We start from the raw sequence: 25,049 nt of genomic DNA on the forward strand, positions 1-25,049 counted from the left end.
GGCCTCGGACGCCGCGGCGCCAGGACCCCTGCGGGGATCCTGGCGCCGCGTCGGACCGCCCGGGCCCGTCGGTCAGTCGAAGACCGAGGCGCAGGTGGTCCGTTCGGCGTTGGCCGGGTCGAGGGCGTTGACCGCCTCGTGCCAGGCGATCCGGTCGGTGAGGCCGATGGCGACGTGCTCCGAGAGGTCCAGGAAGCACAGGTCCTGGAGGACGACGTTGCGGACGTCCGGCCCGTCCAGGAAGCCGCTCCGGTACGGCGTCACCACCTCGTCGTACTTGGTCGCGATGACCGTGTACTTCACCCCGGGCACGGTGTCCCCGCCCTCGTTGAGCTTCTGCAGGAAGGCGGAGCCGGCGATCTGGTCGGCGAGGCCCGGGGTCGCGGTGCTGATCAGGTCCTCGGCCCCGGGGAAGTAGGGCAGGAGCTTGGTGAATCCGAGCAGGGTGGTGCCGTGGTTGTCGGGGGCGAGCCCGACCAGCGCGTTGACCTTCGAGGCGCCGCCCAGGAACTTCAGGTAGTAGCGCGGCATCATGCCGCCCTGCGAGTGCCCGATGATGTCGGTCTTGGCGGAGCCGGTGGCGGCGAGGACCCGGTCGACGAAGGCGTCGAGCTGTCCGGCGGACTTGTCGATGGGGCCGAGCCCGTTGAAGAGGGGCACGCCGGGCAGTTGACCGTAGTCGAGCGAGTAGACGCAGTACCCGCGGTGCACGAGGTACGGGGCGAGGCCGAGCCAGTTGTCCCAGGAGTTGCCGAAGGTGCCGTGCACGAGCACGACGGGGCGCGGGTGCGCGGCGGACGGCTTGCACGACCAGTTGTTCCAGCCGCTGCTGGGGGCGGCCGCGGCCTGCGCCGCGCCGGTGGGGGCGACGAGCGCGGCGGCGGCGAGGGTGAGGACGACGAGTGGGCGGAGCAGGCGTCTCCAGGGCAGCATCGGGTGATCTCCTCGCGGGTCGACTCAGGGGGATGAGGGGATGAGCGTGGGGGTTCGTCCCGTGATCCGGATCACAAGGGGGGAGCTGCTGCCGCTAAATTACGGGTGAGTAGCAATGCAGGGAAGTTACGCGTCGGTAAAAACTCACGCGTCGCCCGGGCGACCGGCGTACGGCACCGGACGGACCGTCAGGCGGCCAGTGTGCCGCGGGCGATCGCATGCGGCCCGAAGCGCGCGCGGACCCGGTCCGTGACGGCCTCCAGGCGGCGGGCCTTCTCGTCCTCGGGGTCGAGGCTGAGCTGCCGCGCGGCCCGTTCGGCCGAGGTCAGGTCCTCGGCGCGCAGGGACAGCGCACGGACCCGGGCCCGCTGCAGGCCGAGGCCCGCGTAGAGGGCGTAGGCCGTGGCGGTCAGGGCGGCCGAGTGCGCGGTGGGCTCGGCCAGGGTGCGCGTCCGGGTGAGCGTGGTGCGGTCGGCGCAGCGGACGGTGAGCGAGAGGGCGCGGCAGACCTGCCCCCGGCCCTGGTCCCGTGTACGAAGCTTCGCGCCGAGCTCCTCCGTCAGCGAGAGCAGGGCCCGCCGGTGCCGTACGGGATCCAGCTCGTCCAGATCGAAGAGCCGCTCGGCGGCGACGGCGCGGGCGGCAGCGCCCGGCCGGACGGGGGTCCGGTCGATCCCCAGGGCGCGCTCGTGCACCTCGCGGCCGAGCCGCGCGCCGAGGATCCGCCGCAGGGCGGCGGGCGGGGCGGCGGCGACCCGGCCGACGGAATCGAGGCCGTAGGAGCACAGGGTGCGGGCGGCCTTCGGCCCGACCCCGTCGAGGGCGGTGACGGGCTTGCCCGCCAGGAAGTCCCGTACGGCGGCGGGCTCCCCGGGGATCACCAGGGTCTGCCCGGGCCGGGCCTCGCGGGCCGCCGCCCGGGCCAGCATGGGGTTGCCGGCCACGCCGACGGCGGCGTCCACTCCGTACAGGGCGAGGGCCCTGACCCGGATCACGGCGGCCAGCCGGGTGGCGTCGCAGTCGAAGTACCGCAGGGCGCCCCGCACCTCGGCGAGGACGGTGTCGGGCGCCAGGGCCTGCACGGCCGGGGTGATGCCCCCGAGCAGCGCGAGCACCCCGGCGTACTCCCGGGCCCCGAGCGGGCCCCCGTCGGCGGGGTACGGGCGCAGGCACATCACGACCCGCTCGGCGGCGGCCCCGGCGGTCCCGGCCGTCCCGGCGGTCATCCCGCGCTCCCCGGGCTGGAGTGCCACAGCTTGCGGCCGGTCGCGGGGCCGGTGCCGGGCGGCTGGAGGTCGGCCCAGGGGTTCATCTCGTACCCCGTGGACATGCGGATCCTGCGGCCGGGGCCCCGCGGACCCTCCCCCGCAGGCTCCCCGCCGGCGTCCGGGGCCGCCAGTTCGGCCGCCGGTTCGGCAAGACGGGCCGCGACCGCGTCCAGGCCGCCCGCCGCCCGCAGTTCCACCAGCTCCGCCAGGTTCCACGCGGCCGCCCCGACCACGCTCAGGCTCTGCGGGCCCCGACGCTGCACGACACCCCGTACCAGCAGCAGGAAGGAGTGGAAGACGGTGTGCGCGCAGCGTTCGTGGCTGTCGTCGAAGAAGGCCAGGTCGACCAGGCCCGTCCCGTCGTCCAGCGTCGTGAAGATGACCCGCCTCCCGGAGCGGATCGGCGGGGTCTGGGTGGCCGCCTTGGCCCCCGCGACCAGCACGGTCTGCCCGTGCTCGGTGTCGCGCAGCCGACGCGCCGGGATCACTCCCAGTTCGGCCAGGAAGGCGCGGTGGTCCTCCATCAGGTGCCGGGAGGCGTCCATGCCGAGGACGCCCAGCTCGGCGCTGAGCCGTTCCGTCTCGGTCAGGTCGGGCAGCCCGACGGGGGCCGTGGACCGGCCGCCCCCCAAGGGGAGTTGGGAACCGCGCACGCCTGCGGCCCGCTGCGCGCCGTGCAGTTCGGACACGTGCAGCAGCAGGTCCCGCCGGTTGGCGCCGAAGGCGTCCAACGCCCCGACCTGCGCGAGCCGTTCGGCGACCGGGCGGCCCGGGTGCGCCCGGTCCCAGAAGTCGCGCAGGGAGGCGTAGGGCTGCCCCGCCTCGATCCGGTCCGCCTCGGCCCCGCTGATGCCGTGGACGTCGGACAGCCCGAGCCGCAGCCCCCACACTCCTCCATTATAGGACACCAGTTCGATACGATGGGCGGCCGCCGACCGGTTCACGTCCAGCGGCAGCACCGGTACGCCCCGCCGCCGCGCGTCCGCCAGCAGCAGCCGTTTCGGGTACATCCCCGGGTCGTGGGTCAGCAGCCCGGCGTAGAAGGCCGCCGGGTGGTGCGCCTTCAGCCAGGCCGACTGGTACGTGGGCACCGCGAAGGCCACCGCGTGCGCCTTGCAGAAGCCGTACGACCCGAAGGCCTCCACGATCTCCCAGGTCCGCCCGATCACCTCGACCGGATAGCCGCGCTCGGCGGCCTTCGCCGCGAACCAGACCTTGATCCGCGGCTGCGACTGCGGGTCGGACAGCCCGCGCCGCACCCGGTCCGCCTCGTCCCGCCCGCAGCCGGTCATGACGTGCACGATCTCGATGATCTGCTCGTGGAAGACCACCACCCCGTACGTCTCGCGCAGCGCGTCGGCCAGGTCCGGGTGCGGGAAGCGGACCGGGGCCCGCCCGTGCCGGGCCTCGATGAAGGGCCGCACCATGTCGGCGGCCACCGGCCCCGGCCGGAACAGCGAGATGTCGACGACCAGGTCGTGGAAGGTGGCCGGCTGCAGCCGCCCCACCAGGTCGCGCTGGCCCGGCGATTCGATCTGGAAGCAGCCCAGGGTCTCGGCCGAGCGGATCAGCTCGTACGTGGCCCGGTCTCCCGGCGGCACCTGCGCCGGGTCGTCCAGATCGAGCTCCCGCCCCGTACCGCGCCGGATCTCCGCGACCGCGTGGGCCATCGCGGACTGCATCCGCACGCCCAGCACGTCCAGCTTGAGCAGCCCGAGCTCCTCCACGTCGTCCTTGTCGAACTGGGACATGGGGAACCCCTCGCCGCTGGTGGGCACCACCGGCGTACGGGCGAGCAGCGAGTCGTCGGAGAGCAGCACCCCGCACGGGTGCATGGCGATCCCGCGCGGCAGCGCGTCCAGCGATTCGACCAGCTCCCACAGCCGCCCGTACGACTCCCCCCGTACGTCACGCAGTTCGGGGAGTTCCTCCAGGGCGGCGCGGGCGTCACGGGCCCTGATGTGCGGGAAGGCCTTGGCGAGCCGGTCGGTGACGGCGGGGTCCATGGACAGGGCGGCGCCGACGTCGCGGATGGCGTGCCGGACCCGGTAGGTCTCGGGCATGGAGACGGTGGCGACGCGCTCGGTGCCGAACCGCTCCATGATCCGCCGGTAGACCTCCAGCCGGCGGGCGGACTCCACGTCGATGTCGATGTCGGGCAGGACGCGCCGCCGCTTGGAGAGGAAGCGCTCCATCAGCAGGCCGTGGGCGACGGGGTCGGCGTGCGCGATCCCGAGCAGGTGGTTGACGAGGGAACCGGCGCCGGAGCCGCGGGCGGCCACCCGGATTCCCATCTCCCGTACGTCGTCCACCACTTGGGCGACCGTCAGGAAATACGAGGCGAAGCCGTGGTGGGCGATGATGTCGAGCTCCTGGTGCATCCGCTCCCAGTACGCGCGGTCGCCCGCGTAGCCGCGCAGCACCATGCCCGCCGAGGCCCGGGAGGCGAGGACCCGCTGGGCGGTGCGGCGGGCCGCGCCGACGAGCCGGGCCTCGGGGAAGTGCACGGAGCCGATGCCGAGGTCGTCCTCGGGGTCCACGGAACAGGCCTCGGCGGTGTGCCGGGTCTCCGCGAGCAGGCGCCTGGCGTCGGCGGGGCGCAGACCGGCCGCCTGCGCGATCCGGTCGGCGGCCTCGGCCATGGCGGCGGGGGCCTTGAGCCAGCGCTCGCCGCTGTCGAGGGGGCCGCGGCGGTCGACGGGGACCAGGCGGCGGGCCGCGTCGAGGATGTCGGCGACCGGACCCTGGCCGGGGTCGGCGTAGCGGACGGCGTTCGTGAGCACGGCCGGGACGCCCTGCTCGGCGGCGAAGCCGACGGTACGGGCGGCCAGCCGCAGCGAGCCCGGGCCGGTGCCGGTGCGGCCGTGGTGGACGGCCTCCAGGCGCAGGCGGTCGCCGTAGATCTCCCGCCAGGGTGCGAGCAGCCGGGCGGCCCGGTCGGGGCGGCCCGCGGCGAGCGCCCGCCCCACCTCGGAGCCGGGCCCGAGCAGGACGAAGACGCCCTCCCCGCGCAGGGCCTCCCAGGGCACCAGCGGGACCTCGGCGGCCTCCGCGTGGGCGGCGGTGACCATCCGGCACAGCTCGGCCCAGCCGGCGGCGCCGTCCCGGGCCAGGAAGACGGCGCGCGCGGCGGACTCGTCCACGAAGGCTCCGCCCTTGACGGGGGTGCGCCGCCGGTACGAGGCCTCGCCGGGCCCGGTCGGGCCCCCCGACCCGGCCGGACCCGTCGCGGGCGGGACCGCCATGTCCACTCCGAACAACGGCCGGATGCCTGCCTGGGCGCACGCCTTCGCGAACCGGACCGCGCCCGCGAGGGTGTCGCGGTCGGTCAGGGCGAGGGCGTCCATGCCCCGCTCGGCGGCACGCTCCGCCAGCCGCTGCGGGTGTGCGCCTCCGTAGCGCATGGAGAACCCCGAAACGGTGTGCAGATGCGTAAAACCAGGCACCCGCGGCCTCCTGCTTCGCTCGAATGAACACCTCCCCCGCTCTCCACCATAGAGCAATTCGAATATCCGTGCGAAACACTAGTTCGATGACCTGGCCCTGCGGGCTGCGGGCGGCTGGTTCGTGTTGCGGCCGTCTGCCGGGGCGGGGGGCCGGGGCGGGGTGTCTCCTCGGCTCGCGCGGTTCGGTTTGTCTCGGCTGTGCTCGGTGGTGCGCGCTCGTCCTGCGGGGACACCCCGCCCCGTCCCCCCGCCCCTCAGCCGCATGCCCACGGGGAAGAAGGCCGGGTTCCCCCCGCCCGGCGGCGCAGGCTCTCCGGGAAGGGGGCGGGCCGTCGCTGTCGAAGCCGTACCGGTGGGGCGGGGACACGCAGGAGGGTCCCCGCAGGACGAGGCGCGACCATGGCCGTCTGGCCGAGACAGGGCCGCGCGCGCCGAGCCGAGGAGACCCTCGTGCGGGGCCCCGCCCCACCCCCCTGAAGCCCCGCCGGCGATTGAGGCGCAGCCCCGGCGGGGACAGCCCGCAGCCCCAACCGCCGAGCCGACCGCAGGTCAGACCGTCCGGTGGACCACCTCGCCCGCCACCACCACCGTCTCGGCGACCGTGCCCGGGATCTCGTCCGCCGGGACGGCGAGGATGTCCCGGGACAGGATCACGAAGTCCGCGGCCTTGCCCACCGTGAGGGAGCCGCGTTCCCGCTCCAGGAAGTTGGCGTGGGCGGAGCCCATCGTGTAGCCGTACACGGCCGTCGCCACGTCCACCGTCTCGGCCGGCTGCCAGGCCGGCCCGTCGCCGGACAGCGGGCGGCGCGTCACGGCCGTGTAGATGCCGACCATCGGGTCCATCTCCGCCACGTTCCAGTCGCTGGAGAACGCCAGCACCGCACCCGCCTCGTGCAGGCTCCGCATCGGCCAGGCCTTGTGCCAGCGGTCCTCGCCCACGTTCTCCGCCCAGTCCTGGCCGGGACCCGCGATCTCCGGTGCGCAGTGCCTCGGCTGCATGCACGCGATCACGCCGAGCCGTGCGAAGCGCGGTACGTCCGCCGGGTCCAGGCACTCCACGTGGACCACCTGGTGGCGGGCGTCGCGCGGGCCGTTCAGGGTGCGCGCGTGCTCCACCGCGTCCAGGACGGTCCGGATGCCCCGGTCGCCGGTGGCGTGCACGAAGCACTGGAAGCCGCGGGCGTCCAGCTTCGCCAGCAGGTCCGCGAACTCCTCCGCCGGGTAGAAGGTCTCGCCCCGGTGAGCACCGCATCCGGTGTACGGCTCCAGCAGGGCGGCCGTACGCGGTTCCACCACGTCGTCGATGTACAGCTTGAGCGGGCCGACCCGCAGCCGGTCCCCGGCGAACCGCCGTGCCGCGTCGGCGAATTCGTCCAGGTCGGCGTCGCCGGTACCGCGCGGGTGGAACAGCGCGGCGACGATCCGTGAGCGCAGCCGGCCTTCGGTGCGGGCCCGTTCGAAGAGTTCGAGGTCGTCGAGGGAGTTCTGCGGCTCGACCACGGTGGTGATGCCGAAGCCGATGGCGTCGTCGAGGCTCTTGGCGAGCCGCCCGTACTGCCGGTCCGGCGAGGCCCACGGCACGCCCAGCTCGCGCAGGGCCCGATGGCCGTCGCGGGAGAGTCCCTTGATGGCGAAGTCCTTGACGAAACCGGTGGGTTCGCCGGTCTCCGGGTCCACCGCGGCCGTGCCGAAGGGGAGGTCGGTGCGGTCCCGCGAGACGCCGAGCCGCCGCATGGCCGCCGTGTTCAGCCAGGCCGTGTGCACGTCGTACGAGAGCACGATCGCCGGGGTGTCCCCGGTGACCGGGTCCAGGTCGGCGGCGCACGGCATCCGCCCGCCCGGGATGGCGGAGTAGTCGAAGGCCTCGGCCTCGATCCAGCCGGCGTCCGGGTTGGCCTGCCGCCAGGCCAGGATCCGTTCGTGGATGCCCTCCAGGGTGCGTACGCCGGCGAGCTGGACGCAGTCGGCGTCGGAGCCGAGCCGGACGTGGTTGTGGGCGTCGATGAAGCCGGGCAGGACGAGCTTGCCGCCCGCGTCGATCCGCCGGGTGTCCGGGCCGGCCCAGGCGGCCGCGCCGGTGTCCGGGCCGACCCAGACGATGCGCCCGTCGTGGACGGCGAGGGCCTCGGCCTCGGGCAGGCCGGGGTCGACGGTGTGGATCCGGGCTCCGGTGAGCAGCAGGTCGGCGGGGAAGGGGTGGCGTGCCATGTGGGGGTGCTCCGTTGTGTGTGCGGTGTCGTTCAGGCGGCCGGGACGTACGCCGCGACCCGGCGGTGGGTGAGGGCCCAGTAGGTGAGTCCGGAGACGACCGAGCCGAGCAGGGTGAGGTCGGCGCCGCCGAGCGGGGCGACCAGGGGCCCGGTCCACAGCTCGGAGTCGCAGGTCAGGGCGGCGAAGGTCATTCCGGTGAGCAGGGCGGTGAGGCCGGCGGGGTGGTAGCCGGAGCGGTACCAGTAGGCTCCCGCGCCGCCGGCGTGCAGTGCGTCGGCGTCGTAGTGGCAGCGGCGCAGCAGCATGTCGGCGAGGAAGACTCCGCCCCAGGGGGCGAACACGATGATCAGCAGGGAGAGGAAGGAGAGGAGGGAGGTGGTGAAGTCGGTGAGGAAGAGCGCGGCGAGCGAGCCGAGGGCGGTGACGGCGGCGCTGATGACGATGGCCCGGGCGCGGCTCCAGGGGATGCCGAGGACCTGGAGGTTCAGGCTGGAGGAGTAGAGCGTGATGATCGAGTTGGTGACCGAGCCGCCGAGTACGAGGGCCAGGAACAGCGGCTGGAACCAGCCGGGCAGCAGGCTCTCGGTGCCGGCCACGGCGTCGGTCATGTCGGTCTGGGTGGCGGCGGCGACGCCCGCGACGCCGAGGGCGACGGAGGAGAGGAAGCCGCCGAGGGCGCCCATCCAGGTGATGGACTTCAGCGAGGTGGTCCGGGGCAGGTAGCGGGTGTAGTCGGCGGGCATGGGCAGGTACGAGAAGGGGCCGGCGAGCATGACCACGAAGGCGAGGCTCCAGCCGGAGAGGCCGGGTGCGGCGGCTGCCGGGGCGGCGGTGTCGGTGCCGGGCAGGACGAAGAGGAGCAGGACGCCGAAGCCGGCGGCGAGGACGTAGGCCATCCAGCGTTCGGCGAACTGCACGGTGGCGTGGCCCCACATGGCGACGGCGAAGGTCAGCGCGAGGGTGACCAGCAGGGCGACGGCGCGGCCGGCGGTGCCGCCCTGCCAGCCGATCTCGGCGAAGAAGACTTCCAGTGCGAGGGTGCCCACCACGGTGTTGACGATGGTGTAGCCGATGCTCACCACCCAGTTGAGGACGCCGGCCGGGAAGTTGCCGCGGACCCCGAAGGCGGCGCGGGAGACGACCAGGGTGGCGGTGCCGGTGCGGATGCCGCTGAGTCCGGCGGCGCTGATGGCGAAGAAGGAGAGTCCGCCGATCACGACCACGGCGGTGGCCTGCCAGAAGGAGAGTCCGAAGGCGACGGCGAGCGCGCCGTTGATCACGTAGGTGAAGGTGAGGTTGGAGCCGAACCAGAGCCAGAAGAGGTCCTTGGCGCTGCCGTGGCGTTCGGCGTCCGGAATGGGGTCGATCCCGTGCGTTTCGACCCGGAACACCTCGTCGACGTCGACTGTCTCCTGCTGTCCCATGAGGACCCCTGACCTTGAATGATCTTGAACGACGTTCTAACTTCTTGAATGGCATTCAAGATGAGGGCTGGACCTCGACCCCGTCAAGACCCTGTCCGGGATAAGGTCGGACCAGGAAGATCCGGAGGGCGGGAGCGGTGGCGGGAGCAGCACGGCGGCGCGACGGGCAGATCGCCCAGGAGCGGATGCTGGAAGAAGCCATGGCGGCCATCGCCGAGGACGGGCTGGCCTCGCTCACCATGTCCGCGCTGGCCGAGCGGCTCGGCACCAGCGGGGGCCACATCCTGTACTACTTCGGCAGCAAGGACCGGCTCCTGCTGGAGGCCCTGCGCTGGAGCGAGGAGCAGCTCACCGGGGAGCGCCGGGCACTGCTCGGCCGCCGGGTGACGGCGGCGCGCAAGCTGGACCAGTTCCTCGAGCTCTACCTTCCCGAGGGCCCCCGCGACCCGCGCTGGACGCTGTGGATCGAGCTGTGGGCCCGTACCGCCTCCAACCAGCCGCTGAAGGCCGCCCAGGAGGAGATCGACGACAGCTGGCAGCGGGACCTGGAGGCCCTCCTGACCAAGGGCGTGGACCAGGGCCGCTTCGCGCCCATGGACGTGCCGGCACGGGCCTCGGAGCTGCTCGCCCTGCTGGACGGCCTGAGCACCCGGGTCGTCCTCGGGCAGCGCGGCGCGGACCGCGCCCGCGCCCTGGAGCAGGCGCGCTCGGCGGCGGCCCTGCTCGTGCCCCGCACCTGAGGGAACTCTCCTCTTTTCCGTCAATTCGACGGCCAAAAGCGGAAGCCGCCGCACCGAGAAAGCCTTTCGCGGCGACCGGGCGCCCATTCACACCTGTTCACGCCCGTTCACTCCCCCACTACGCCCCCTTGACCAGGGCATATGCGAGAGGAACAAAGGCCTTCCCGGCCTTGTGAAGGCATTCACGAGAATTCCGCCGTAAGTGCGCCCTACCGCGCTCCTCCCCCAGCGCGCACAATCGCGGTGACGACTCGCATCGACCGTGAAGGAGGGAGCGCGTGCGCAATCAGGTGCGCACAGCGGACGGGCGCGCTCTGACCGTGGAGCGCTGGGGCGATCCCGACGGCAAACCCGTCTTTCTGCTGCACGGCATGCCCGGCAGCCGCCTCGGCCCGGCCCCCCGGGGCATGGTCCTCTACCAGCGCCGGATGCAGCTCATCGCCTACGACAGACCCGGCTACGGCGGCTCCGACCGCCATGTGGGCCGCACCGTCGCCGACGTGGCCCAGGACGTGGCCACCATCGCCGACGCCCTCGGCCTGGACACCTTCGCGGTCGCCGGCCGCTCCGGTGGCGCCGCGGGCGCACTGGCCTGCGCCGCCCTCCTCCCGGACCGCGTCACCCGGACCGCGGGGATGGTCGGCCTCGCCCCCCGGGACGCGGAGGACCTGGACTGGTTCGCCGGGATGGCCGCGTCGAACGTGCGCGAGTACACCACCGCCACCGACGACCCCGAGGAACTGGCGGCCCGGCTGATCCCCCGCGCCGCCGGCATCCGCAAGGACCCCGGCCGGCTGCTGGACGAACTGCGCCGCGAGCTGACCGACAACGACCGCATGATCGTCTCGGACGCGGGACTGCGGGCGATGCTCCTGCGCAACTACCGCGAGGGGCTGCGCCATTCGGCGTACGGGTGGATCGACGACGTCCTCGCCTTCAGCCGCCCCTGGGGCTTCGACCCGGCCGACATCCGCTGCCCGGTGCTGATCTGGCACGGCGAACTCGACGTGTTCTCCCCCGTGGGCCACTCCCGCTGGCTGGCCCGCCGCATCCCCGGGGCCACGACCAACATCGTTCCCGCCGCCGCGCACTTCGCCTCCCTGCGCGCGCTGCCCGACGTACTGAACTGGCTGCTGCGCGAACTCCCGACACCGGATCTCAGCGAACAGCAGCCCGCCTAGCGGCCGTTGGCCGTCCAGTTGTTCCGACCGAGCCCGAACGAACGTCGGCAGGTTCCTGCTCGTCCTCGCCGTCGGGCTCCTCGTCGGCCACGCCGTCCACAAGCACACCGGGGCCGCCGCCGGGGCCGGCACCGAGGGGGACCTCGTCGGCGCGATCGGCGCCGCCGCCGCAGTGATCACCGTGCTCTTCCTGCTGTTCGGCGGGGGCGGTTCCGCGCAGGCCGGCCCGACTCCCGGCCGGCGGGCCACGCCCTCGCATCGCACCAGGTCAGCGCGGTGCGGGCGACGCAGGTCCGGTCCGGGCACGATCGCCGCCGGAACCCCCGGCCATGAAAAGGATCTTTCCTTGCGGCAAACGGCCGAATCCGCCCTCTTGAGAAATCCGCCAGGCATTGCATGGAAGTCTTGACCAGGCGTCATGTCTCGTGTTGCCAAGGGGGACTGTCCTAGTAAAGTCCCTGCTTGACAGCAGCATGTAGCCGTTGTCATTCACATGTCCATTCCACATGGCTTCCCCAAGGACGGTGCCGTGAACACTTCAGCATCCCCCGCGACCAGCTCGGTCAAGGCCCACCGGGTCCCGCTCGGCAAGATCGACGTCCACACCGCGTCCGCGGCGACGACGCTCGGTCGCGTGCTGCCGGCAGAATCCGCCCGTCCGGTTCAGGCACCGATCTTCAACTCCGCGCTCTGACCCGAACTCCGCGCTCTAGACTGGTGGAATGACCGGCCTGATCGCATTTCGCGAGATCGTCCTGAAAGTTCACAGCAGATGCGATCTTGCTTGTGATCATTGCTACGTCTACGAACACGCAGATCAGAGCTGGCGGGCCCGGCCGAAAGTGATCTCCCCCGAGGTTATTTCGCATACCGCGTCCCGGCTCGCCGAACATGCCCGTGACCATGCACTCCCCTCCGTCACGGTGATTCTCCATGGAGGGGAACCCCTGTTGGCGGGCCCGGCCCGGCTGCGCCTCGTGTGCGAGGAATTCACCCGGGCGCTCAGCGGGATCGCCTCCCTCGACCTGCGCATCCACACCAACGGGCTCCAGCTCAGCACCCGTTACCTCGACCTCTTCGACGAGTACGGCGTGCGGGTCGGCATCTCCCTCGACGGGGACCGCGCCGCCAACGACCGCCACCGCCGGTTCGCCGACGGCCGCACGAGCCACCCGCTGGTCCTGGCCGCCGTCGCGCTGCTGCGCTCCGAGCCGTACCGCCATCTCTACCAGGGCCTGCTCTGCACCGTGGACGTGGCCAACGACCCCGTCGCCGTACTGGACGCGCTGGTCGAACTGGAGCCCCCGCGCGTCGACTTCCTCCTCCCCCACGCCACCTGGGAGGCACCCCCGGCCCGCCCCGACGGCGCCCCCGACGCCTACGCGCGCTGGCTGCTGCGGATCTTCGACCACTGGGACCGGCTGGGACGCCCGGTGCCCGTACGGCTCTTCGAGTCCCTGCTCTCCACCCTGCGCGGCGGCCCCAGCCTCACCGAGTCCCTCGGCCTCGCGCCCACCGACCTCGTCGTCGTCGAGACCGACGGGACCCTGGAGCAGGTGGACTCCCTCAAGAGCGCCTTCGAAGGGGCGGCGGCCACCGGCTTCAACGTCTTCGACCACGCGTTTGACCAGGTCGCGGCCCATCCCGGGGTCCGTGCCCGGCAACTGGGCCTGGCGGGCGTCAGCGAGTCGTGCCGCCGGTGCCCCGTCGTACGTTCGTGCGGCGGCGGGCTCTACACCCACCGCTACCGCGACCGGAACGGCTTCGACAACCCTTCCGTCTACTGCACGGACCTGCGCGAGCTCGTGGACGGGGTCGAGGGCCGCACCGCACGGCGGGAGACCGCCCCGGAGCTCACCGACCCGGCCGAACTCGCCCGGTCCCAGGAGGAGCTGACCCGGATCCTGCTGGCCCGGCTGCACGAGGACCTCGCCGCCGACCCCGGCTGGGCCCGGGCCTGGGAGCTGCTGGCCGCGGTGGAGGGGGCCGGGGAGGCGGGCACGGACGCGCTGGACGCCGTACTGGACCACCCCTTCACCCGGACCTGGGTACTGGCGGCCCTGGACGCCGCGCGCGACGGCGGGCAGGACGCCGCGGAGGCGGCGCGCAGGCTGACCGCGCTGGCCGCCGCGGCCGTGCTGCGCGGCGGGCTGGACCTGCCGGCCGAGGTGGCCTACCGGGACGGCGAGGTGTACCTGCCGACGCTGGGGCTGCTGCGGCTCGGGGAGCCCGGCACGGAGGGCCGGGCCGCGCTGCACGTCACCGCCGAGGGGTACGCCGTACGGGACGGCCGCGCCGAGCACCGCTTCGGCCCCACGGCGGGGGACGCCCGCTGGCAGCCCGTACGCACCTGGTCGCCCGGGCCGGACGCGGCGCCGGTGGCCCTGGAGGACCTCGACCCGTACCGCAACTGCTTCGCCCGTCCGCCCAGGCTCCGCCTCGGCTCCGGGGAGGCCGAGGAGTGGCGGGGCAGGCTGGACCGGGCGTGGGCGCTGCTGCACAAGGCGGTGCCGGAGTTCGCCCGGGCGGCGGCCACCGGGCTGACCACGCTGACCCCGCTCGCGGGCGGCCCGCGGTCGGGCGGCTGGGGCGAGGCCGGGCGGCACGGGCCGGGGGCGCTCGGGGTGCCGTACGCGGCGGGGGTGCGGGAGACCGCGCTGGCGCTGCTGACCGGGCGGCGGCGGACCCGGCTGCGGGCGCTGACGGAGGTGGCCGACCTGTACGCGCTGGACGGCGAGTGGCAGCACCGCTCGCCGTGGCGGGAGCGGCCGGTACCGGTGTCCCGGCTGCTGGCGGACGTGCACGAGCGGGTGGCGGTGGAGGCGTACAGGCGGGCCACGGCGACGCCCGAACCGGGCGGCTCGGACCGGATCCACCGGGCCCTGGACCGGCTCTCGGAGGCGGCCGAGCTGACCGTCACCGGAAAGAGCCTGGTCGCGGAGCTCCGCTACGAACTGAAGACGGTCGGCGCGTGAACGCGCCCGGCAGGCTCCAGCTCGCCGTGCAGTTACGGCTTGCCGGGGTCCGCCCCGGCATGCGGCTCATGGTGCACGGCGCCCTCGGCGGGACCGGGCTGCGCGCGGAGCTGCTGCGCGACGCCCTGATGGGGGTCCTCGGGCCGCGCGGCACCCTGGTGGTCCCGGCGTTCACGCCGGAGAACTCCAAGACCTCCGCCGCCCACCTGGAGCGGATCCGCGGTCTGGACGGGGCCGGGGTGCGGGACTTCCGCGCGCGGATGGCCCCCTTCGACCCGGCGCGCACCCCGAGCCAGGGCATGGGGGCCTTGGCCGAGGCCGTCCGCACCGCGCCGGGCGCCGCGCGCAGCGCCCATCCGCAGACCTCGTTCGCGGCCCTCGGGGCGGACGCGGAGCGGCTGTGCGCGGGACATCGCCTCGAAAGCCATCTGGGGGAGGAGACACCCCTGGGAAAGCTGTGCTGGGAGGGCGGGCAGGTACTCATGATCAATGTGGGGTTTTCGGTCTGTACCGCTTTCCATCTCGCGGAGTACCGAATTCCGAAGCCCCCCTTGCGCATGTACGAGTGTGTGGTGAAGGTGAACCTTCCGGGGTCGCAAAGGCACCGGCAGGAGGGGGAGTGGACCGCATACGAGGACGTCGCGCTGGACGACGGCGATTTCGCGGAGATCGGTGACGCGTTCCCGGATTCACGGGTGCGCAGGGGGCGGGTGGGAGGCGCGTCGACCATGCTCTTCTCCCTCCCGGACGCGGTCGATCACGCCCTTGACTGGATGACCGAAAACAGACGCTGATTGACTGAACGATGAGGGGATGTGGCGAAGCAGCTCCGGAATGATGTTTCTTCGCTTCGCATCTTCGGGACGGGGGTCGTGTGCCCGCATCAGGGGAGCCGTACTTTTTTCTCAGTTACGCACATACACCGAGGTTCGGGGCCGGGGGCCCCGACCCGGACATGTGGGTCGAGCGCCTTTTCCGTGATCTCTGCGGGCATGTCATGGCGCTGACGGACCTGCGTGCCGGGTACGACGTCGGGTTCATGGACCGGGAGATACGCAGCGGCGAGGGCTGGTCCGAACGGCTCGCCCGGGCACTCGCCAACTGCCGTGTCTTCGTTCCCCTGTTCTCGCCGCGGTACTTCGCCAGCGAGATGTGCGGGAAGGAGTGGTTCGCCTTCGCGCAGCGCGCCGTCCAGCACGGCGCGCTGAGCAACAAACAGGCCGAGGCCATCGTGCCCGCGTTATGGGTGCCGGTGCCACCGGAGCAACTCCCCGGACCTGCCGAGCGGTTGCAGTTCAACCACAACACCTTCGGCGAGCGCTACGTCACCGACGGCCTGTACGGGCTGATCAAACTGCGCGGTTACGCCGAGCAGTACGAACAGGCCGTCTACGAGCTCGCCCGGCGCATCGTCCAGGTCGCCGAGACCGCCCACCTGGACCCCATCCGCCCGCTGGACTACCGGAACGTGCCGAGCGCCTTCGGTTCCAGCGGCAGCCCGGCCCGCACCCTGCACGTGACCGTGGCCGCCGCCTCCCGGCACGATCTGCCCGAGGGCCGCACCTCCGAGTACTACGGGGACACCGCGCTGGAGTGGAACCCGTACCACCCGGTCGCCCAGCGGCCCATCGCCTATGTCGCCGAGGACCTGGTCAAGAACCTCAACTACCAGACCACCATGTCCTCCTTCGACGACGAGGCCGGGCACCTCGACGGCAAGCAGCTGCCGACCCGGCCCGAGATCCTGATCGTCGACCGGTGGTCGGTGGAGGACGAGCAGCGGCGCCGTCGCCTGGCCGCCTTCGACCGTGAGCCCCGGCCGTGGGTCAACGTGGTCGTGCCGTGGAACCGGTACGACCATCAGAGCCGGTCGAAGGAGAACGAGCTGGCCGACCGGCTGGAGACCACCATGCCCAGGACGATGAGCCAGGGCCGGGCGGCCTGCCGGGCCGCCGCGAACGGCGTGGCCAACGTGGAGACCCTCGGCCAGATCCTGCCGCAGGTGGTCGAGGCGGCCGCCCAGCAGTTCCTCAGACACGCGCAGCCGTATCCGCCGAAGGGCGACACCTCCATCGAACGGCCCCGGTTGCTGGGGCCGATGGGCATGAACGGGCCGCCGGGACCGCCATCGCCCCGTGTCCCCTTCCCGCCCGACTCCGACCGGCACCGGACCGGGCCGGCGGGGGCCGGCCTCCACCACAACGACGACAACGACACCGACCGGGGGGACGCGGATGACAGCGAGCAGTGACAGCAGCGGCGACAGCGACAGCCGTGACGGACGCATCGTCACCTTCTATTCGTACAAGGGCGGCACGGGCCGCACCATGGCGCTGGCCAACACCGCCTGGATCCTGGCGGCCAACGGCAAGCGGGTCCTCGCCGTGGACTGGGACCTGGAGGCGCCGGGCCTGCACCGCTTCTTCCATCCCTTCCTGGACCCCTCCACGCTGGGGGCCACCACCGGGGTCATCGATCTGATCAGCGAGTACGCCTGGGCCGCGACCAGCCCGGTGCAGCGGCCCGACGACTGGCACAAGGACTACGCGCGGATACAGCCGCACGCCGTCTCGCTCACGCCGGAGACCCACGGCTGGGAGTTCCCGGACGGCGGCACCCTGGACTTCGTCTCGGCGGGCCGGCAGAACCGCGAGTACTCCGCGACCGTCTCCACCTTCGACTGGGACAACTTCTACGACCGGCTCGGCGGCGGGCTCTTCTTCGACGCCCTGCGGGCCGACATGAAGCGGAACTACGACTACGTCCTGATCGACAGCCGCACCGGCCTGTCCGACATCGCCGACATCTGCACGGTCCACCTCCCGGACGTCCTCGTCGACTGCTTCACCCTGTCCGACCAGTCCATCGACGGCGCCGCGTCCGTCGCCCGCCAGATCGACGAGCGGTTCAACGACCGCGGCATCAAGATCTACCCGGTCCCGATGCGGATCGACGAGGGCGAGAAGGAGAAGGCCGACGCCGGCCGCGCGCTGGCCCGGATCAAGTTCGACCGCTTCCCGAACGGCCTGGTCGGGGACGAGCTCACCTCCTACTGGGGCGCGGTGGAGATCCCGTACCGCCCCTACTACGCCTACGAGGAGACCCTGGCCACCTTCGGCGACGAGGCCGGGCTCACCAACTCCCTGCTCTCCGCCTTCGAACGGCTCACCGCCGTGGTCACCGAGGGCCACATCACCTCCATGCCGGTCATCGGCGAGGAGGTCCGGCTGCGCATCAGGGACGCCTTCACCCGGCGCCGCCCGGCACTGCCCGCCGACCTGTTCCTGTCCTACGTCGCCGAGAACCGGATGTGGGCCGACTGGATCGAGTCGGTGCTCACCCGGGCCGGTTTCCGGGTCGTGCCGAAGGACGTCTCGGCCGAGCGCGCACCGGGGGCGGTCGCCGGGGACACCCTGGGGGGCGCGGGCATCAGCATCGACACGGCCGCCCGGACCGTCGTGCTGCTCTCCACGGCCTACCTCAAGTCGGCCCGGGCCGTGGACGTGTGGGAGCGCGCGGCCGCCGAGGACCCGACCGGGGGCCGGCGCCAGCTGGTGCCGCTGAGGGTGGGCGACGTACGGCTGTCCACCCCGTACATCGACCGCAACCCGGTGGACCTCTTCCGGCTCGACGAGGTACACGCCACCACCGCCCTGCTGCGTGCGGTGGAGCGGCCCATGGCTTTGCCCGACAGCGGCAGCAGCGCCTCGCAGCCCGGTCCCCGCTTCCCGGGGACCGTCCCGAAGATCTGGAACGCGCCGCCCCGCAACCCCGGGTTCACCGGGCGCAGCATCGTGCTGGAGCGGATGCGCGACCAGCTCGGCGGGGGCATGGCCGTGGTGCTGCCGCAGCCGCAGACCCTGTTCGGGCTCGGCGGCGTCGGCAAGACACAGGTGGCGCTGGAGTACGTGCACCGGTTCATGGCCGACTACGACCTGGTGTGGTGGATCTCCTCGGAACAGACCGACGACGTGGTCGCGGCCCTCGCGGAGCTGGCGGTGCGGCTGGGCGCGCAGACCGGCGAGGACATGGCGGCCGCGTCCCAGGAGGCGATCGATCTGCTGCGGCGCGGGGTGCCCTCCTCGCGCTGGCTGCTGGTCTTCGACAACGCGGACGATCCCGAGACGCTCAAGCGGTTCTTCCCGCCGGGCGGGCCGGGCCATGTCCTGGTGACCTCCCGCAACCAGTCCTGGTCGCAGTACGGCGACGCGCTGCCGGTGGACGTGTTCCTGCGGGAGGAGTCCATCGAGCACCTCCAGCGCCGGGCCCCCGGGCTCAGCAAGGACGACGCCGAGCAGGTGGCGGTGGCGGTGGGCGACCTGCCGCTGGCCGTCGAGCAGGCGGGTGCGTGGATCGCGGAGACGGCGACGCCGGTGTCCGCGTACATCGAGCAGCTGGCTCAGCAGGCGGCGCGCGTCCTGGCCCTGAACCAGCCGCCCGGCTACCCGGAGCCGGTGGCCGCCACCTGGAACATCTCCATCGAGCGGCTGCAGTCCCGGTCCCCGGCGGCCGTCCGGCTGCTCCAGCTGTGCGCCTTCCTGGCGCCGGAGCCGATCTCCGCGAACCTGCTCTACAGCAAGGAGATGATCGACGCCCTCAAGCCCTACGACTCCTCGCTGCAGGAGAAGCTGGTGCTGGGCCGGGTGATCCGGGAGATCGGCCGGTTCGCGCTGGCCAAGGTCGACCAGGTCAGCAACAGCATCCAGGTGCACCGGCTGGTGCAGGCGGTGATCCGGGCCCAGCTGAGCGAGGAGGAGCAGCGCGAGACCCGGCACGCGGTCCACCGGATCCTGGCCGGGGCCCGGCCGGACGACGACGAGCCGATCGACAATCCGGAGACGTGGCCGCGGTTCAACACCATCTGGTCGCACCTGACCCCGTCGGAGGCCCGGTACTGCAAGGAGCCGGAGACGCGCCGGCTGCTGATCGACCGGGTGCGCTACCTGTGGAAGCGCGGCGACTTCAAGGCCGCGTACTCCCTCGGCGAGGAGCTGCGGGAGGCCTGGAAGGAGATGCTGGGCAACGACGACCTGCAGTACCTGTACCTGCGCTTCCACCTGTCGAACATCCTGCGCTCGCAGGGCCGGTTCGTGGAGGCGAAGGAGCTGGACGAGGTCACGCTGGAGCGGCAGAAGGCGGTGCTCGGCCCCTCGCACCCGCACACGTACATGACGATGAGCGGTCTGGCCAACACGCTGGGCGCGCTGGGTCATTACGGACAGGCGATGGAGCTGGCGACCGACGCGCACGAGGGCTTCAGCCAGATCTTCCACGAGGCGCACCCGCGCACGCTGGCCGCCGCGAACAACCTGGCGCTGAACCTGCGGCTGGTGGGTCAGTACACCAGGGCCCGGGAGATCGACCAGGAGGTGCACGACCTGCGCACGGAGGTGCTCGGGCCGGAGCACCCGTACACCCTGTCCTCCGCGCAGAACCTGGCGCGCGACCTGCGCGAGGTGGGCCGGTACGAGGACTCGGTGCAGCTGCTCAGCCGGACCTACGACACCTACAAGCGGACGCTGGGCCGGGCGTTCCCCGGCACCCTGTCGGCGGCGAAGAACCTGGCGGTGTCGCTGCGCCGGGCCGGCCAGCTGGAGGACGCCCTGCGGCTGACCACGGCCACCCGGGCCCGCTACCGGGCCAAGTACACCTCCGTCAACCCGGACCTGCTGTCCTGCGAGCTCAACCTGGCCTCGGACCTGTTCGCGACCGGGGATCCGGGCGGGGCCCGGGACCTGGCGCAGGAGGTGGTGGACGAGTACATGAAGGTGCCGGGCGAGCGGCACCCGTACACCCTGGCGGCCGTGAACAACCTGGCGGTCTTCCACTGGGGCACGGGCGCCGCGGAGACGGCGGAGACGATGCTGCGCCAGACGATCAGGGGGATGCGGGACGTGCTCGGGGACAACCACCCGCACACCGTCTTCGCCCACCTCAACCTGGCCAACACGAGGGCCGACCTGGGCGATCCGGAAGGTGCTCTGGAGCTGGAGCGGATCGCGGTGATGCGGCTGCGCGAGGCGCTCGGGGCGCACCATCCCGAGACCCTGGCGAGCAGTTCCAACATGGCGGTCAGTCTGGATTCGATGGGCCGCAAGGAGGAGGCGGCCAGGCTGCGGGCGGAGGCGGTGTCCGAGCTGACCCGGCTGCTCGGCGAGGACCACAGCCTGACCCGGTACGCGCGCGACGAGCGGCGGGTCCACCGCGACCTGGAGCCTCTCGCCGTCTGATCCGACGGCGGGCGGCGGGGCTCCCGCGACCGCGGGGCCCCCGCCGCCCGCCACCCGACAGCAGGGGGGCGCTGTGACCGACAGCATGACCTTTCGAAACGAGGACCTGCCGGCCCTCTTCCACCACACCGACCAGGCGGCGATCTCCCGGCAGCGGGAGTCGACCCAGGCCACCCGCGCCCAGTTGCTGCTGCTGGTCGCGGCCGCGGCGGCCGCCGCGCTGCCCGCCGGGCCGAAGCTGGGCTCGATGTACCTCTTCGGGCTGCTGAGCGTGCTCTCGTACGTGGGGGTGCTGGGCGTGGGGATGCGGGCGACGCGGCGCCGGGCCCGTCCGCAGTGGCAGCTCAACCGCAGTGCGGCGGAGTTCATCAAGTCCCTGGCCTGGCGGTACGCGGTGCACGGGGCGCCGTTCGGCAGTGCGGTCGCCGCTCCCGAGGCGACGTACCGCACCCGGCTGGAGGCGGGTCTGGCCGAGCTGCGGAAGATGGGCTGGGAGGATCCGCGGACCGCCGGGACGGTGCCGGAGGGCGGGGAGATCACCGGCGCGATGCAGCGGTTGCGCGGGATGGACTACCAGGCGCGGCGCGAGACGTACGTCCGGGACCGGCTGATCGAGCAGCGCAACTGGTACCGGCGGCGCACGGAGGTGTCCCGGCGGGCGACGAACCTGTGGTCGTGGACGATCGTGCTGCTGACCTGTCTGGCGCTGCTGTTCGCGCTGCTGGGGTCGTTCGGTTCGGGTCCGGGGCCGAGGCTGACGGCGCTGCTGAGCGCGGCGGCGGCGGCCGGGATCGCCTGGAACGAGGTGCGCCGCCACCATCCGCTGATCGAGGCGCACACGCTGATCGAGCAGGACCTGGCGGCGATGATGGTCGTGATGCAGACGACCATCACCGAGTCGCAGTGGCCCTCGTCGGTGTACGAGACGGAGCGGTACGTGTCCCCGCAGCACACGGACTGGCTGGCCCGGCACAGCAGCTGAGGGCTACAGGGGCGTGGCTCAGTCCCGGGTCACGCCCTCGCACCAGATGACGGTGACCGGTTTGCCGAGCGCCCGCGCGTAGGCGACGATCTCGGCGGTACCGCCGTGGCCGCGGGCGGGCTGTCCGTCCCAGACGGCGACGATCCGGTCGCAGGAGTCGGCTATGTAGGTGCCGGCGGCGTAGTAGGCCTCGTCCGTGGAGCGGGCGAAGTCCATCCGGACCTCCTGGGTGGCCCGGTTCTTGAGTCCGCGGTAGCGGGCGAGGGCCTCGGCGCCCTCGAAGGCGTCCTCGTAGTCCCCGCTGGGGATCACCACGGTGAGGTCGGCGCCGTTTTCGAGGGCGATGGCGGCGAACAGCTGGTCCGCTCCCTCGGCGAGGCTGGAGAAGGCCTCCAACGGTCCTTCGTGGCCGGCCAGTACGGCCCGCAGACCGTCCTCCACATGGCCGAGCACCGAGTCGGGAATGGCCCGGTGCCCGGTCACGCCGATGCGTTTCATGCAGAAACCAGCCTCCCCCGTGGACACGGCCGCCCCGAACATCCTCCCAGAAGGCGGGAGGACGTCCAGGGGTGCGACGGGGGCGCGTGAGTCATCGTCAGTAGACGCTGACTCCGTACGCGTTGAGGGCTTCGACCACGGGCTGGAAGAAGGTCGTCCCGCCCGAGGAGCAGTTGCCGCTGCCGCCGGAGGTGAGGCCGACGGCGCGGGTGCCCGAGTAGAGCGGGCCGCCGCTGTCGCCGGGTTCGGCGCACACGTTGGTGCGGATCATGCCGTAGACGATGTCGCCGCCACCGTAGTTGACGGTGGCGTTGAGCCCGGTGACCCGGCCGCTGTGGATACCGGTGGTGGATCCGCGGCGGGTCACCGACATGTTGACCGTGGCGTTCACGGCGCTGGTGATGTCCTGGCTGCCGACGGTCCCGGGGGGCACCGGCGTGTTGCTGGCGTACTTGATGAGGCCGTAGTCGTTGGTCGGGAAGCTGGAGCCGACCGTGGAGCCCACGACGGTGGTGCGGGCGGAGTTGCTCCACCAGGTGCCCGCGCCGTCGGTGCAGTGCCCGGCGGTCAGGGCGTAGTAGTTGCTGCCGCTGCGTACGTTGAAGCCCAGCGAGCAGCGCCAGCTGGTGGCGTAGATGGCGTCGCCGCCGGAGACCAGTTTGGTGAGCTTGCCGGGGATGCGTTCGATGCGCAGTGCTCCGACATCGGCTCCGGCCTCGCGCTTGATTCTCGCGATGCCGGCGTCGGAGACCGTGGAGTCGGCGGAGACCACGAGGGTTCCGGTGGCGGGGTCGGTGTGCCAGGCGGTGCCCGCCACGTCGGCGCGCAGGACGGATGCGCCGGCCGAGGCGAGCTGGTCGGCGCTGAAACCGCCGTCCTTCGGGTCCGCGCTCGCAGCCGTGGGGACGGCGAGCGCTGCGGCGGCGGCCAGGCCGGTGGCCACCGCGAGCAGCCTGGTACGGGTCGTGCGCTTGATCCTCACTTCTCGTCCTCCTGGAGAGGTTCGGGGGCCCGGCGGTTGTGGGGGTACCGGAGCCCGTGAGGCGCAGCCGGGGGCACGGCGGGCGCATGAACTTTGGCCGTGCCCCTGACAAGCGCTGTCGGGAGTGTCCTGTCGTCGGATACCGGTAGCAAGAGCGGCTTTCAGCCTCCGCCCGCCCGCCGCGGCCTCGAAGGGCAGCGGGTTCCCGGGCGGCGGAAAAGGACGGTCGAAGCGGTCCGCGAAGGCGCGCGCGGACAGCGGGAGCGGCGGGGATCCACCGCGATCGCGCCGCGCGCGTCGGGTATGCCGGGGTTCGGGCGACAAAAGCGGGGGCCGGAGCGCCCGGCGGTGGCGTGCGGCGCCGCACCGGTCTCCGTGCGGCTCCGGTGCCCCGGAACGGCCGGAATTCGACCTTCCGGGTAGTCGGCGGGCCGGAGGGTTCCGGTCAGCGCGAGGGGGCCGTAGGGCGCGGACGCGGCCGCCGCCCTGCGTTCATGCCGTTCCCGCCGCGCGGCGTGCGGGTCTGCGTCGTCGCTCATCCCGCTCAACCCTTCCACACGGGTCCGGGCGGGAATCCCCGCGTACGCCGTCCGGACCTGTGAAATCTGAAAGAGCCTCAGCAGTCGCAGCCGCAGCAGTCACAGCTGCAGCAGCCGTCACCACCACCGCCACCACTCCCACCACTCCCGCCGCTCTCGCCGCTGCTGCTGCAGCAGTCGCAGTTTTCGCAGCACTCGCAGGCGTCGCACCACGGGTCCCGCTTCTTCCGGGACCACGGTCCCTCGTGCTCGGTGCAGCACATCTGGCAGGTGCAGAACAGCCCGATGGCCACCGCGCAGCCCGCGAGCAGTCCGCGGCGGGGCTTCTGCGGGGGCTGCGCGCCGCCGAATCCGCCCGGGCCCGTGGGCGGCATCCCTGGGCCGCCCGCTCCCCCGCCGTACGGGGCCCCGCCGTACGGGTTCTGGCCGTACGGGTTCTGGCCGTACTGGTTCCCACCCTGGCCACCGTAGGGCTGGCCCGCGTACGGGTTGCCGCCCTGGCCGGCGGATGCAGTCGCCGTGTGGCCGCAGCTGCCGGTGCCGAAGGCCCGGTCCACCGAGGTGCGCAGCTCGTGCACGAGCAGCCGGTGGGCGAGCCCGGCGTCCGTGAACTCGACCTCGCCCAGCGCGAGCTTGATGCCGTGGAGGGCGTCGTCGCAGAGCCTGCGGGCCTCGGTGAGCGAGGTCCCGGTGGCGGTGAGCGGGTTCCAGGCGCCCGCGACGGCGTCGGCACCCTGGTCCTCCACCGCGTCCAGCAGGTGCGCGAGCCGGCCGAAGTACCGGCCGGCCTCGGCCAGCGCGGGGGCGTTGCCCGGCCGTCCGGCCAGTTGCGCGGTATGCGCGAAGGCGGCGGCCGTCGCGGTCTCCGTCGGCTCGGTCACCACGAGGACCGGGGTGCCGAGGCCGGCGAGCGTCTCGATGCCCGCCTGCCGGTCCACCGCGTCGACGAGCACGGCGGTGTCGAAGCCGAGCGAGGCGCCGGTGCGGGCTCCGGCCCGGTCCCAGCCGCGGGCCACCTTGCGTGCGGCGGCGGCTATCGGGGCACGGGCCAACAGCCCGTCCCGGTCGGCCACGTGGTCGCGCACCTTGGCGGAGGCGAGCACGAGCGAGACGGCGGCGGCGAGCCGCGCGCCCTCGCCCTGGGCCACGGTGGCGGTGCGCATCCCGCGCAGCGGGCAGGGTCCCGCGGTGCGCCGGGCCTCGGGCGCGGCACCCGACTGAGCCTCCGTCAGGACGGAGACGAGCAGCCCGTCATAGTTCGTAACGATCCGGGCGAATTGTCCGTGATCTCCCCGAAGTGCCAGGCAGAGCCCGCACAGATGGGCCATCCACTCCGCCTTGAACCGCTCTCCCAGCCGGTGCGCGCAAGGTCTCACTATGCCGAACAAGCTGCTTCCCCCGTGTGTCGTACGCGTGCTTGCCGGGCATCGTATCGACCCTCGCGCTTCACCCGTACGTCCGCGTCGCTCACCCGTAAGGCGGCAGCGGTCGTATTTTCACTCAGTCAGCAGTGGTGGCGAACAGGATCCTTGACCGTGCAACGGATGTTCTGCACCAGTACCGTCACGAAACCCGTGCGCGGCGACTATCCACTTGGCGCGTTGTCAGCATCATGGACGAGCATAGGGGCAGCGGAGAGA

At 72.5% G+C, this 25,049-nt stretch carries 16 protein-coding genes; 8 read left to right on the forward strand and 8 right to left on the reverse strand.

The genetic code is table 11. The annotated features are described in order from the left end of the window. Positions 1 to 72: 72 nt before the first annotated feature. From ACXNSR_RS09375 to ACXNSR_RS09395, 5 genes are all read right to left on the reverse strand, one after another. Complete coding sequence (locus tag ACXNSR_RS09375) at positions 73 to 933, reverse strand: esterase/lipase family protein (protein ID WP_458641644.1); 861 nt, start codon at positions 931 to 933, stop codon at positions 73 to 75. Positions 934 to 1,121: 188 nt separating this feature from the next. Further along, a complete protein-coding gene (locus ACXNSR_RS09380; RefSeq protein ID WP_458641645.1) occupies positions 1,122 to 2,159 on the reverse strand; it encodes a DinB/UmuC family translesion DNA polymerase in 1,038 nt (345 codons plus the stop codon). After that, a complete protein-coding gene (locus ACXNSR_RS09385; protein WP_458641646.1) occupies positions 2,156 to 5,605 on the reverse strand; it encodes a DNA polymerase III subunit alpha in 3,450 nt (1,149 codons plus the stop codon). The genes ACXNSR_RS09380 and ACXNSR_RS09385 overlap by 4 nt, the downstream gene beginning before the upstream one ends. A 591-nt stretch (positions 5,606 to 6,196) precedes the next feature. Continuing rightward, positions 6,197 to 7,855: an amidohydrolase gene (locus ACXNSR_RS09390; RefSeq protein ID WP_458641647.1), complete on the reverse strand. Its 1,659-nt coding sequence runs from the start codon at positions 7,853 to 7,855 to the stop codon at positions 6,197 to 6,199. A 32-nt stretch (positions 7,856 to 7,887) separates the two neighbouring features. Next, positions 7,888 to 9,282, reverse strand: a complete 1,395-nt coding sequence (locus tag ACXNSR_RS09395) for a purine-cytosine permease family protein (protein WP_458641648.1) — start codon at positions 9,280 to 9,282, stop codon at positions 7,888 to 7,890. Between the two features lie 137 nt (positions 9,283 to 9,419). Here ACXNSR_RS09395 and ACXNSR_RS09400 point away from each other — a divergent pair, with 137 nt between their 5' ends. The 8 genes from ACXNSR_RS09400 to ACXNSR_RS09435 all read left to right on the forward strand — a co-directional run bounded on the left by ACXNSR_RS09400 (position 9,420) and on the right by ACXNSR_RS09435 (position 21,390). Next, positions 9,420 to 10,022 (forward strand): TetR/AcrR family transcriptional regulator, encoded by a 603-nt coding sequence (locus ACXNSR_RS09400; protein ID WP_458641649.1) that lies wholly within the window; start codon positions 9,420 to 9,422, stop codon positions 10,020 to 10,022. Between the two features lie 278 nt (positions 10,023 to 10,300). Continuing rightward, a complete protein-coding gene (locus ACXNSR_RS09405; protein ID WP_458641650.1) occupies positions 10,301 to 11,203 on the forward strand; it encodes an alpha/beta fold hydrolase in 903 nt (300 codons plus the stop codon). A gap of 529 nt (positions 11,204 to 11,732) precedes the next feature. Beyond that, positions 11,733 to 11,897, forward strand: coding sequence for an FxSxx-COOH cyclophane-containing RiPP peptide (fxsA, locus tag ACXNSR_RS09410; RefSeq protein WP_094744751.1), 165 nt, complete (start codon positions 11,733 to 11,735; stop codon positions 11,895 to 11,897). Between the two features lie 28 nt (positions 11,898 to 11,925). After that, the gene (fxsBH, locus tag ACXNSR_RS09415) at positions 11,926 to 14,178 is read left to right on the forward strand and encodes a radical SAM/SPASM protein FxsBH, inactivated beta-hydroxylase extension form (protein ID WP_458641651.1); all 2,253 of its coding nucleotides are present in this window, start codon (positions 11,926 to 11,928) and stop codon (positions 14,176 to 14,178) included. A gap of 59 nt (positions 14,179 to 14,237) precedes the next feature. Beyond that, complete coding sequence (locus tag ACXNSR_RS09420; protein ID WP_458643242.1) at positions 14,238 to 14,972, forward strand: AAC(3) family N-acetyltransferase; 735 nt, start codon at positions 14,238 to 14,240, stop codon at positions 14,970 to 14,972. 80 nt (positions 14,973 to 15,052) lie between these two features. After that, positions 15,053 to 16,429, forward strand: coding sequence for a TIR-like protein FxsC (locus tag ACXNSR_RS09425; protein ID WP_458641652.1), 1,377 nt, complete (start codon positions 15,053 to 15,055; stop codon positions 16,427 to 16,429). Further along, positions 16,413 to 20,408, forward strand: a complete 3,996-nt coding sequence (fxsT, locus tag ACXNSR_RS09430) for an FxSxx-COOH system tetratricopeptide repeat protein (protein WP_458641653.1) — start codon at positions 16,413 to 16,415, stop codon at positions 20,406 to 20,408. Before ACXNSR_RS09425 ends, fxsT begins: the two co-directional genes overlap by 17 nt. An 85-nt stretch (positions 20,409 to 20,493) precedes the next feature. Then, on the forward strand, positions 20,494 to 21,390 hold the full coding sequence (locus ACXNSR_RS09435; protein ID WP_458641654.1) for a DUF4231 domain-containing protein: 897 nt from the start codon (positions 20,494 to 20,496) through the stop codon (positions 21,388 to 21,390). Positions 21,391 to 21,408: 18 nt separating this feature from the next. On the opposite strand, the gene ACXNSR_RS09440 is transcribed toward ACXNSR_RS09435, so the two are convergent. From ACXNSR_RS09440 to ACXNSR_RS09450, 3 genes are all read right to left on the reverse strand, one after another. Beyond that, a complete protein-coding gene (locus ACXNSR_RS09440) occupies positions 21,409 to 21,888 on the reverse strand; it encodes a hypothetical protein (protein ID WP_458641655.1) in 480 nt (159 codons plus the stop codon). 97 nt (positions 21,889 to 21,985) lie between these two features. Then, positions 21,986 to 22,870, reverse strand: a complete 885-nt coding sequence (locus ACXNSR_RS09445) for a S1 family peptidase (RefSeq protein WP_458641656.1) — start codon at positions 22,868 to 22,870, stop codon at positions 21,986 to 21,988. 616 nt (positions 22,871 to 23,486) lie between these two features. Beyond that, positions 23,487 to 24,797: a DUF5685 family protein gene (locus ACXNSR_RS09450; RefSeq protein WP_458641657.1), complete on the reverse strand. Its 1,311-nt coding sequence runs from the start codon at positions 24,795 to 24,797 to the stop codon at positions 23,487 to 23,489. Between the last annotated feature and the right edge of the window lie 252 nt (positions 24,798 to 25,049).

The sequence above is a fragment of the Streptomyces sp. NC-S4 genome, from assembly GCF_054353315.1.

What these genes read in the sequence shown, in the direction of transcription:
- ACXNSR_RS09375 (WP_458641644.1), bottom strand. Translation starts at nt 933, where the DNA reads ATGCTGCCCTGGAGACGCCTGCTCCGCCCACTCGTCGTCCTCACCCTC.
- ACXNSR_RS09380 (WP_458641645.1), bottom strand. Translation starts at nt 2,159, where the DNA reads ATGACCGCCGGGACGGCCGGGACCGCCGGGGCCGCCGCCGAGCGGGTC.
- ACXNSR_RS09385 (WP_458641646.1), bottom strand. Translation starts at nt 5,605, where the DNA reads ATGCGCTACGGAGGCGCACACCCGCAGCGGCTGGCGGAGCGTGCCGCC.
- ACXNSR_RS09390 (WP_458641647.1), bottom strand. Translation starts at nt 7,855, where the DNA reads ATGGCACGCCACCCCTTCCCCGCCGACCTGCTGCTCACCGGAGCCCGG.
- ACXNSR_RS09395 (WP_458641648.1), bottom strand. Translation starts at nt 9,282, where the DNA reads ATGGGACAGCAGGAGACAGTCGACGTCGACGAGGTGTTCCGGGTCGAA.
- fxsBH (WP_458641651.1), top strand. Translation starts at nt 11,926, where the DNA reads ATGACCGGCCTGATCGCATTTCGCGAGATCGTCCTGAAAGTTCACAGC.
- ACXNSR_RS09420 (WP_458643242.1), top strand. Translation starts at nt 14,238, where the DNA reads ATGCGGCTCATGGTGCACGGCGCCCTCGGCGGGACCGGGCTGCGCGCG.
- fxsT (WP_458641653.1), top strand. Translation starts at nt 16,413, where the DNA reads ATGACAGCGAGCAGTGACAGCAGCGGCGACAGCGACAGCCGTGACGGA.
- ACXNSR_RS09435 (WP_458641654.1), top strand. Translation starts at nt 20,494, where the DNA reads ATGACCTTTCGAAACGAGGACCTGCCGGCCCTCTTCCACCACACCGAC.
- ACXNSR_RS09440 (WP_458641655.1), bottom strand. Translation starts at nt 21,888, where the DNA reads ATGAAACGCATCGGCGTGACCGGGCACCGGGCCATTCCCGACTCGGTG.